This is a genomic window from Rhodoferax sp. (assembly GCF_014859475.1).
GTDB lineage: Bacteria > Pseudomonadota > Gammaproteobacteria > Burkholderiales > Burkholderiaceae_C > Rhodoferax.
Window position 1 is genome coordinate 1 of the sequence record NZ_JACUUE010000144.1, and the last position, 6557, is coordinate 6557.

Here is a 6557-nt window from a genome sequence, read left to right on the forward strand (position 1 = left end):
CATCGCGAGCCAGCCGTACCTGGCCCGATACCGCACACGGACCTTGAACAGAGACTTCGTCACTGCAAGCGAAGCGCGGCAGTCCATGCAGTTTGGGGACATGGATTGCGTCACTGCGTTCGCAATGACGGGTCTATTCATGGAAAGCGAAGCTCGGCAATCGGTGTGGGGCAGTTTCCTCCGAGCTGGTGCAACGCGGGCGCAAAGGCCGCCGGCAGCCGCTCGGCCAGCCGTGGCGCATCACCCGCGGTGGTGATGCCCATGGCGTGTTGCCAGGCCTCGAATTCGGGGGCGGCGGTGGTTGCTTGCACCGGTTCTGGCGCGGCGTCAGCAGGCACGGCAATTTCAAACTCGGCTGCCAGTTAGTGCAATCATGGATCCCAGCCCTGGTCCGGGCGCAACCCAGGCTGGCCTGTGGTCAAATCACGGTTCAGTCTCATCCCCGTATCGCGCCTGCGAGCCGATACATCACCACACTTCCTATGCTATATCTGGTCTTGGGGCTTCTGCTTTTTTTGGGCACGCATTCGGTCAGGATCGTCGCCGACGACTGGCGCACCCGCAGCCGCATCAGGCTCGGGGCCTGGCGCTGGCGCGGGCTGTACACGCTGCTGTCGCTGCTGGGTTTTGCGCTGATCGTGTGGGGCTTTGGCCTGGCACGGCAAAGTCCGTGGCTGCTGTGGAGCCCGCCGTCGGCGCTGCGCCACCTGGCCATGCTGCTGACCTTGTTGAGCTTTGTGCTGCTGGCCGCGGCCTATGTGCCGGGCAACCGCATCAAGGCGCGCCTGCACCACCCCATGATGGCGGCCGTCAAGCTGTGGGCGCTGGCCCATTTGCTGACCAACGGCACGCTGGCGCATGTGCTGTTGTTTGGTACCTTTCTGCTGTGGTCTGTGTTTGCTTTTCTGGCCGCCCGCAAGCGCGATGCACGCGCCGACACGCCGTATTCACAAGGCAGCACCGGTGCCACCGGGGTGACGGTGGCCTTGGGGGTGGCGCTGTGGATTGCCTTCACGCTGTGGCTGCATGGTCTGTTGGTCGGAATGCGGCCCTTTGGCTAATTAATGTCCATCACCCACTGAATCATGTATTTGGCAACAAAGCCAACCATGCCGAAAGCCAGCCCCAGCATCATGACAAAAAAGCCGAACTTGCCGGCCTTGGACTCCCAGGCGAGTTGGCCAATGATGAACAGCATGTAGAGCATCAGACCGCCGACACCAAAGGTCATGCCAAAGGCGGCGATTTTTTCTTCGGTAAAACCAAACATCAGCGCTGCTCCCGTTCCGGCAAAGCAGACACATCCAGCAGATCACGGTAGGCGTGCCAACCGGCGTGCCCGAGCAGCGGCACCAGCAGCACCAGACCGATGAGCGCAGTGGCAAAACCAGCGAACGTCAGCATCATGATCAGGGCGATTGCCACACCGTGCAAAACGCTGATCCAGCCGCAACGCGTCAGGTCATGCCACGCCCGGGCCAGCCAGGCCAGCGGCCGACCCACGTCCACGGTGCGAACAATGGCCCTGGCGCGATCCAGGGCAGGGTTTTGGGCTGGTGACGGAGAGATTGACATGGCGGTTGAAAAAGTGAATCAGGCCAATGATGCCACAAGCCGCCATATGGCCTGAAAACCTGGCCTGCCAACGCTTATATTTTGGGTTGCATCATGCCTTTGCCACCGTGCATGCCCTTGTGTGAACCACGGCCTTGCATGTTCTGGGCGTCAAACACCTTTTGCTGCTCCGGGGTCAGGACAGCGTAAAACGTCTTGGTGGCCTCGGCGCGCTGGTCCATGGCGGCGCTTCGCTCGCTCATGTGCTGGGCACGCAGTTCTTTCATCTTGTCGAGACGCTCGGGGGTTGTGAGCTTGGACAGGTCAGGCATGGCGGCAGCCATGCCCTTCATGCCAGCCGCTGGCTTGTGGGTGGCCAGGAATTCGGTCCAGGCAGCCTCTTGCGCCGGGGTGAGCTTGAGCTGTGTCTTCAGGGCTGCGTGGTGCGCGTCCATCCTGGCCTGCATCTTGGCCGGGTCCATCTTGCCCATGCCATGGTGGTTCTTGCCCTGGCCTTGCATGGTGCCATGCGGCCCCGTCATGTCGCACTGGGCATCGCCCATGGGGCCTTGCGAGTAGGCCAGGCCGGCAGCCAGCAGCAAACCAGCAACCAGAGAAATTTTGAGATTGGTCTTCATGATCATTTCCTTCAAGTTAAAACCAATGACCAGACAGTGGCATCGGCGTGAAGAGAAGTGTGCGCCGCCCGTGTATCGCGGGCATGAGGCTGTGTGAAAGCTTTGTAAAGTTTTGGGGGGTGATCTGCTTGTTTTGATGGGATGATTGACGGTTTCACATTCATCTTCATTTTTAGAGGTTTTCTAGTGTTCAAGAACGTCATCATGTACCGCATCGCTCCAGGTTGGAGCCTCAGCGCCGACGGGGTGGAAGCCCGCCTGCAGGACAACCATTTTGTCGAATGCGGTAGCAGCCAGGAAAAATCAGTCGGTTGGATCGAGCCGCGTGGCGAGGCCAACGGGCCGCTGCTGGAAGCAGTGGCAGGGCAATGGATCTTGAAGCTCATGACCGAGACCCGCGCCCTGCCCGCCTCGGTGGTCAACCGCAAAGCCCAGGAGCGGGTGGCCCAGATCGAGGCCAGCACGGGCCGCAAGCCGGGCAAAAAGGAGACCCGCGACCTCAAGGACGACATTCGGCTGGAGCTGTTGCCAATGGCCTTCACCAAGCTGGCCAGCACCCGGGTCTGGATCGACCGCGAAGCCCAGCTGCTGGTGACGGATGCCGGCAGCCAGGCCCGTGCCGACGAGCTGATCACCCTGCTGGTGCAGGGACTGCCGGGCTTGGCCCTGAGCTTGATCGACACCCAAACCTCACCCAGCGCCGCTATGGCCGACTGGCTGGTGAGCCAGGAAGCGCCACAAGGCTTCAGCGTGGACCGGGAGTGTGAACTCAAGGCCGCCGATGAATCCAAGGCGGTGGTGCGTTACGCCCGCCACCGGCTCGATACCGACGAGGTCAAACAGCACATCGAAGGCGGCAAAATGCCCACCCGGCTGGCGCTGACCTGGAACGACCGCGTCTCGTTCGTGCTCACCGAAGGCTTGCAACTCAAAAAGCTGGCGTTTCTGGATGTGGTGTTTGAAGGTGCCAGCCAGGGCAAGGACGACGGCTTTGATGCCGATGTGGCCATCGCCACCGGCGAGCTGCAAAAAGCGCTGCCAGCGTTGCTGGAGGCGCTGGGCGGCGAGCGAAGTCTGGCTGCCTGAGCGCTGAGCAGACCCGCTCAACTCATTTCAGGTCAACGGCGGTTTGACGCTTGGTTCGCTGGATCACGTTGCCCGAAATGTAGGCGTAGCCCTGATCGGCCAGCGCTTTGAGCTCGTCGTAAATGTCCGGGTAAGTGGCGCGGTTCAGGCGGGACGCACTGACATCGCCAAACTGCTTGAGGGCTTTGAGATGATTGACAAGGTAGCCCAGACCGTTGCGGCCCTAACTTGCATACATCCGGAGCGACGCCCCAAATCATGAAAGAGTACCGTCATCGCGCAGCGTGGCGATCCATGTCTTCGGAAGTCATGGATTGCGTCACTTCGTTCGCAATGACGACGTTCTTTCACGTTAATTGTTCAGTACGTCGATTTCATCCACCGGCGTGACGCCGGGCAGCGGCACCAGGGGCCCGGTGGGCGTTTGCAGTACAAACTCGTGGCTGTCGCGGCTGATGCGCAGCGGCTTGTCGTCTGCCGCCAACGCAGGTAATGCCTGGCCCCAAACCACCAACAGGCTGGTCAGGGCCAGGGTGCGCGCTACTCTTTGATGCTGCACCGCTCGCCTTTGCACGAGATCTCGGCATCCAGATACGACACGTTGCTGTAGCCCTTGCGGCCCAAAATGTCGAAAGTCTTGGCGCTCTTGGCGCCGGTGGCGCAGTTCACAAACACGGGCACGTCCTTGGGCACCTTGGCGAAGTCTTGTTCCATGTTTTCAATGGGCAGGCTCACGGCACCTTTGAAGTGGCCGCGCGCAAAGTCTTTGGCCGGGCGCACGTCAAGAATGAATTGGCCCGAGGCCACCGCATCCTGAAACGCCTTGGGCGACACCTGGCCCGGGCCATAGATGGGCGCCCAGCTCAACGCGGTCACCGCAGGCGCTGCGGCCATAGCCCCTTGCCACTGCCGAACCGGGAAGTAGGCCATGCGGCGGAAGTCCTGTTCGCGCAGGTCTTCCATGACCGCATTGACGGTGGCCATGTCACCGCGCTCCAGCACCACAATGGGTGCGTTGCGTGACAGGTCTTTCAGCGCAGCGTGGCCTTTGTCACCCGTCAAGTCGTCCAGACCCAATTGCAAGACCTTGTTGGAAGCAACGGCAACGGTGTCGTTTCCGGCAGCCGTGTCGATCAGGATCAGGTTGCCTTTTTTGATGAACGCTTCGCTGGCCAACAGGGGCTGGGCTTTCTGGTTCCAGCCTGGCACGCCGTTGCGATACACCCAGACATCGCTATAGCCCATCTTGCGGAAAATGTTGGCTGAATCGACCGACAAGGTGCACTCGCGCCCGGCGCAATAGAACACGGTCTTGGCAGTCTGGGCAATGCCCAGCTTGTTCGCGCTGGTGGCGTCTTTTTTCAGCACGTCCAGCGGCAAGCTGAGTGCGCCCGGGATATGACCCGCCATATATTTGCCGGCAGGGCGGCTGTCCACCACCCAAACGCTTTTGCCAATGGCGCCCTGCTCATAAAAGCTCACCATCTGGTCGTTGGTGATTTCATCGGGCGCGGCTGCCGGACTGGCCGCACCGGCCGAAAACAACACGCCGACGGCCAGACCCGTGGCCAACAGCGCACGAAGATACATGCGTTTCATGAGACGACTCCTTGAATGTGAATCTGCAAAACACCCTTCAAAAAGCTTGCTGCGCCGTCAGCGAAGGGCAACTGACGGCGAACGGGATCAAAGGACGCTCAGCAACCCGCCGTCTTCTTGAAAGACTTGCTGGTGTTATTGCCGTCTTTCTCAAAACGAGCGCGGATTTCGTCACCCGGCTGGATGCGTTTGTCCTTGAGCTTATCCAGCGTCAGATCGTCGGTGATGGTGATGCTGACGGCTTCACCGGTCTTGCTGTCCTTGAGCACGGCAACCGCTGATTTGCCGTCAGCGGCCAGCGTGATCTTGGTGACCGGCCCGACCATCTTGCCTTGATCGGCCAGGGCGTTGGCGCTGAAGGTGGCGCCGGACAAGCCGAGCACAGCCACGGCGATCAGGGTTGAGAGTTTGGTTTTCATGATGAGACTCCTGTTGACAAAATAAAAAGATGAATCAGAACTTGACTTCAAACGTGGCATAGATGTTGGTCGCGTCTTCCAGCGGCGCCGTAGTCAGCATGCTGGCCGCGCTGACATCGCCGATGGCCACCGGTGCACCGACCCAGTTGTTGCTGCCGGTGTAGTCAAACTTGTAGTACTGCACGCCCACGCGGAAGAAGGCTTTGCTGACATACGAAGAGATCGGCTGGCGGTCGAGCTCCTGGATCCAATAGCCTTCATACACATTGCCGCGGGTGCCAACCTTGGCGGTCCACATGTCGTCGGCGGCCGGCGCAAAGCTGATCCAGTTCTTGGAGCCGTGGTTCCATTCAAAGCCGAACTTGGAATTGGACGGCAGGTCGTAGCGCGCGCCCAGCGCAAAGGCGGTGCCGGTCTTGCTGGTGGGCGCCTCAGGCTGGAAGAAGGCGCCAGTCATCAGGCCCTGAAAGCCAAATTGTGACGACACGTTGTTGTTGGGGCGCGTCTTGCTGAGCGCCACGTCGCCAAACAATTGCAGCGTGCCGGGGCCGACATTTTTGTGCGTTGTCATGAAACCGGCACCCAGCCAGTCGATGTCGCCGAGGTTGGTTTGGGCTCCCGTGTTGCCGAAGTAGGTGTTGCTCATGGCGGGCGCATCAAAAATGTTCATGCCCCGGTTCCATTGCAGCCAGACGCGCAGCGGGTCGGTGTCGATCGGCACCAGGGCGATGCCGACCATGTCGGTGTCGTCGAGCGAATTGCCGAGCGAGTTGCTGTAACCCGCTTCAAAGCCACGACCGTAGCAGAACTTGGCGTAAGCACCAGGCAGCGAATCGATCTCTGGCGCGTAACCCAAGGTCACCCCGTCAAAGGCGTAATCGACGAGCAGCGACGGTGTGCCGCCGTTGCCCGGGCGCACCGCCGTGTTGTTGCGCAGGTTGCTGGGTGCGCCGCCGGTGGAGGGGCGACGGCCAATCGAGAACCACATTTCCTGGTCGGCGATGTTGCTCCAGGTGGCATAAACGCGGTCCACATTGAGCGAGCTGCTGGACGGCACATGGCCGAGCGTGCCGTCAAACACGCCCACGCGGTCGGCAAAGAAGGGAGCGCTGCCGGCATTGGTGACGGCCCCGTCGGTTTGCGAGCCATACACCTTGTACATGTTCAGCTTGGCGGTGACGCTGACATCTTGCGTGGCCTTGGCGTTGAGGTCGAGCTCGAAACGGTTGCTGTAAAGGCTGGTGTTTTTGGGTTTGTAGGC

10 protein-coding genes are annotated in these 6557 nt (G+C 60.6%); 2 read left to right on the forward strand and 8 right to left on the reverse strand.

What is annotated here, in order from left to right; genetic code table 11:
• Positions 1–137: 137 nt before the first annotated feature.
• Entirely contained in the window at positions 138–338 is a 201-nt protein-coding gene (locus IBX54_RS11240; RefSeq protein WP_296542744.1) for a hypothetical protein, read from the reverse strand.
• A gap of 144 nt (positions 339–482) precedes the next feature.
• On the opposite strand from IBX54_RS11240, the gene IBX54_RS11245 reads away from it, so the two are divergent.
• Entirely contained in the window at positions 483–1061 is a 579-nt protein-coding gene (locus tag IBX54_RS11245) for an NnrU family protein (RefSeq protein WP_296542745.1), read from the forward strand.
• Here IBX54_RS11245 and IBX54_RS11250 read toward each other — a convergent pair.
• The 3 genes from IBX54_RS11250 to IBX54_RS11260 form a co-directional block, all read right to left on the reverse strand.
• Positions 1058–1270, reverse strand: coding sequence for a DUF2788 domain-containing protein (locus IBX54_RS11250; protein ID WP_296542746.1), 213 nt, complete (start codon positions 1268–1270; stop codon positions 1058–1060). The two genes, IBX54_RS11245 and IBX54_RS11250, sit on opposite strands and share 4 nt — an antisense overlap.
• Positions 1270–1575 carry a hypothetical protein gene (locus IBX54_RS11255; protein WP_296542747.1) on the reverse strand — a complete coding sequence of 102 codons (306 nt, stop codon included), beginning with the start codon at positions 1573–1575 and terminating at the stop codon, positions 1270–1272. Before IBX54_RS11255 ends, IBX54_RS11250 begins: the two co-directional genes overlap by 1 nt.
• Before the next feature lie 74 nt (positions 1576–1649).
• Positions 1650–2192, reverse strand: a complete 543-nt coding sequence (locus tag IBX54_RS11260) for a Spy/CpxP family protein refolding chaperone (protein ID WP_296542748.1) — start codon at positions 2190–2192, stop codon at positions 1650–1652.
• Between the two features lie 186 nt (positions 2193–2378).
• Between IBX54_RS11260 and IBX54_RS11265 the strand changes: the two genes are divergently transcribed.
• Positions 2379–3278, forward strand: coding sequence for a recombination-associated protein RdgC (locus IBX54_RS11265; RefSeq protein WP_296542749.1), 900 nt, complete (start codon positions 2379–2381; stop codon positions 3276–3278).
• 352 nt (positions 3279–3630) lie between these two features.
• Here IBX54_RS11265 and IBX54_RS11270 read toward each other — a convergent pair whose 3' ends face one another.
• The 4 genes from IBX54_RS11270 to IBX54_RS11285 all read right to left on the reverse strand — a co-directional run.
• The gene (locus tag IBX54_RS11270; protein ID WP_296542750.1) at positions 3631–3837 is read right to left on the reverse strand and encodes a hypothetical protein; all 207 of its coding nucleotides are present in this window, start codon (positions 3835–3837) and stop codon (positions 3631–3633) included.
• Complete coding sequence (locus IBX54_RS11275; protein ID WP_296542751.1) at positions 3819–4877, reverse strand: rhodanese-like domain-containing protein; 1059 nt, start codon at positions 4875–4877, stop codon at positions 3819–3821. The genes IBX54_RS11270 and IBX54_RS11275 overlap by 19 nt, the downstream gene beginning before the upstream one ends.
• Before the next feature lie 98 nt (positions 4878–4975).
• Positions 4976–5296: a hypothetical protein gene (locus IBX54_RS11280; protein WP_296542752.1), complete on the reverse strand. Its 321-nt coding sequence runs from the start codon at positions 5294–5296 to the stop codon at positions 4976–4978.
• Between the two features lie 34 nt (positions 5297–5330).
• The coding region (locus tag IBX54_RS11285; RefSeq protein WP_296542753.1) for a DUF3373 domain-containing protein at positions 5331–6557 on the reverse strand (1227 nt) is incomplete at its 5' end.

Excerpts from the sequence above, each read along its gene's own strand:
- IBX54_RS11245 (WP_296542745.1), top strand. The coding sequence starts at position 483 with ATGCTATATCTGGTCTTGGGGCTTCTGCTTTTTTTGGGCACGCATTCG.
- IBX54_RS11250 (WP_296542746.1), bottom strand. The coding sequence starts at position 1,270 with ATGTTTGGTTTTACCGAAGAAAAAATCGCCGCCTTTGGCATGACCTTT.
- IBX54_RS11255 (WP_296542747.1), bottom strand. The coding sequence starts at position 1,575 with ATGTCAATCTCTCCGTCACCAGCCCAAAACCCTGCCCTGGATCGCGCC.
- IBX54_RS11260 (WP_296542748.1), bottom strand. The coding sequence starts at position 2,192 with ATGAAGACCAATCTCAAAATTTCTCTGGTTGCTGGTTTGCTGCTGGCT.
- IBX54_RS11275 (WP_296542751.1), bottom strand. The coding sequence starts at position 4,877 with ATGAAACGCATGTATCTTCGTGCGCTGTTGGCCACGGGTCTGGCCGTC.
- IBX54_RS11280 (WP_296542752.1), bottom strand. The coding sequence starts at position 5,296 with ATGAAAACCAAACTCTCAACCCTGATCGCCGTGGCTGTGCTCGGCTTG.